Genomic DNA, 2,841 nt, shown 5'->3' on the forward strand with positions numbered 1-2,841 from the left:
CCCCTGCCCCCCGGCCCGTCATGCGGGCGGTGGCCCGGCGTGGGCGCCACCAGCCGGCGCACGAGCCCGCCCTGCACCAGCGCGGACAGCACGCCCACCACGGCGAAGAGCACCCCGGAGCGCAGGCTGGCCTCCCGGAGGATGGCCTCGTCCGGGTGCACCGCGTGAATGAGCCACCCGCCCTCCAGCGGCACCGCGCCCGCCGAAAGGAAGCGCGTCAGCAGGTACACGGAGAAGGTGCCCTCCATCTGCGCGAAGGCCACGGTGAACAGCAGCACCAGCACCACGCACCGGCCCACCACGGGCAGCGACAGCACGGACGCGGCGCCCTTCATGGTGCGCACCGTCGCGGACGGCGAGCCCGGCACGCGCGTCTCCGGCAGGAAGAACCACGTGCAGAGCAGGTTCACCGCGGACAGCCCCGCCGCGAACAGGCCGATGGCGAGGTTGCCGCCCCACGCGCCCAGCACGCCGCCCAGCGCCGGCCCCAGCACGAAGCCCAGGCCAAACGCCGCGCCGATGATGCCCATGCCCCGCGCGCGCTCGGACGGCGGCGTGATGTCCGCCACCACCGCCTGCGCCGTGGACACGTTGCCGCCCGACACCCCGTCGATGACGCGCGACAGGAACAACAGCGGCAGCGTGTGCGCGAAGGCGAACAGCACGTAGCCCAGGAGCGACCCCACCTGGCTCAAGAGCAACACCGGCCGCCGGCCGAACCGGTCCGACAGCCGCCCCATGATGGGCGCCGCCACCAGCTGCATCAGCGAGTACACCGCGACGAGCAGCCCCACCGTGAAGGGCGACGCTCCGAAGCGCACGCCGTACACGCCGAGCTGGGGAATCAGGATGCCGAACCCGATGAGGTCCAGCACGGCGATGCCGAACACCACCCGCAGCGACGCCTCCCGAGCCACCCTCGTACTCCCCTCGTCCACCTGCCGTTGGAAACCGGACCGCTGAAAACGGAAACCGCCGGAGCGCTCGTACCAGGCGCTCCGGCGGACCGGGAGACTCCCACCTGTGCCGCCGGGCGTCTACATCGCCCCGGCGGACTGGATGTTGCGGTTGGCCGTGTCGCGTTCGATGCAGCCCTTGGTCAGCGTGTACTGGTACGTGCCCAGCTCGTCACGCCAGTACTCGCCCTCGTAGGGCCAATAGAGCTGATCGTCCGCCACCGCCACGGAGTACTTGTACTTCTTGACGATGGCCGTGCGACCGCCCGCCTTGAGCTGCTCCTCCAGGAACTCCTTCTCCTTGGTGGTCGTCTCGAACTTGATGCGCAGGCCGTTGGCCAGCAGCAGCTTGAGCGCGCCCAGCTCCGTCTCCAGCTTGCCCTTGGCCATGGTGCCGGCCTTGGCGATGAGGCTGGTGCGCTGGACCTTCAGGCCCTCCAAGAGCTGCTTCGTCAGCTCCGAGTACTTGAACGTGTCGCCCTTGTTGGAGAACAGGTCCATCTCACCCTCGAGCTCCAGGATGGAGTCGTTGGTCTTCTTGAGGTCCTGATCCGTGAGGGCGAGCCGCAGGATGCGCTCCAGGAGCACGTCCGTGCCGTTCTTCTCCAGGCCGTCCTTGTTCTTCTTCTGCACGTCGGCGAGCACCGTGTAGTACTCGCTCGCGTCCATGTTCTTCTTCACGAGCGAGTCCAGCTCGTCGTGCACGGGCAGGTAGGTGTGCTCGAAGTCCTGGAGGATGAGGTTGGACTCCCGGTAGCGGCAGTTCTCGTAATAGATGACGGCCTTCAGGATGAGCGCTTCCGGGAAGTACTCCTCGCGGAAGAAGGGCGACGACAGGGTGATGAGGTTGCCCAGCGCCTGCTCGTACTGGCCGATGCGGTAGTTGGCCCAGGACGACTCGAAGAGCGCCTCCAGCCACTGCGTGTTCCCGCGCTCCACCTTGTTCAGATAGAAGATGGAGAAGCGGTTCTGCTGCATGCCGTAGTGCGTGCGCGCCAGCTGCATGAACGCCAGCTCGCGCAGCGACTTGTCCAGCTTCGCCTGCTCGCCGGTGTGGCCCGCCTGGGGACGGGTGAGGCGCACCACTTCCTTCATCGCCTCCACCGACGCCAGCACGTCCGTGTTGCCGCGCTTGAGCGCCGCGTCCTTGTTGCGCGTGCCGTTGCGGAAGAAGGCAATGCCCTCCAGGTACTTCGCGCGCGGGTAGAAGGGGTCCGTGCGCGGGATGGTCAGCGCCAGCCGCTTCACTTCCTCGAAGCTCTTGTCCGCGTTCTCCGCCTGGCCCACCTGATCCAGGGCCCGGCCTCGGACGAAGTGGTAGCGGGCCAGCAGGTAGCGGAACTCGTTGCGGAACTTCTCCGGGAACTCGTAGTTCGCGTACCGGGCGATCTCATCCAGGATGACCGTCTCGTTCTGCGTCTTGCGGCTGATGAAGAACAGCCACTCCAGGCTCGTCTTGAAGAACTTCGTGGACGGGCCCACCGCGAGGATCTTGGAGAACTCGCCCAGGGACGAGTGGTACAGGCCCATGCGGTAGAGCGACTTGGCCAGCACGTAGCGCGCCTCCGTGTGCAGACCCTGCAGCTTCGGGTCCCCCAGGAGCTCGTGCGACGCCATCGCCGCCTTCTCGTACTCGTCGTTCTTGAACAGCGAGATGGCCGCGTCCAGGCGCTGGCGGTCCGCCGTCTTGCCGGACACGTCCACCGCGTCGAACGTCATCGTCGGCGCGGGCGGCTTGTCGCTGTCGCTCGTGAGGTCCAGCCCCAGGCCGCCGCTGTTCTGCGGGGCGGCGGGCTTCGTCGCCGCGGCGGGCGCCGCGGTGGCCGCGGGCGTCGCGGTGGTGGTCGTCGTCGGAGGCGTGGCCGGGTTGCCCACGGGCGCCGGG

At 68.1% G+C, this 2,841-nt stretch carries 2 protein-coding genes; both read right to left on the bottom strand.

The genetic code is table 11. The annotated features are described in order from the left end of the window. Nucleotides 1-917: MFS transporter (locus D7V97_RS41905; protein ID WP_147445224.1), on the bottom strand; the 917-nt coding region annotated here is incomplete at its 3' end. A 120-nt stretch (nucleotides 918-1,037) separates the two neighbouring features. Next, the coding region (gltC, locus tag D7V97_RS41910; RefSeq protein ID WP_147445225.1) for an adventurous gliding motility protein GltC at nucleotides 1,038-2,841 on the bottom strand (1,804 nt) is incomplete at its 5' end.

This window comes from Corallococcus sp. CA053C (assembly GCF_003611675.1).
Lineage (GTDB): Bacteria > Myxococcota > Myxococcia > Myxococcales > Myxococcaceae > Corallococcus.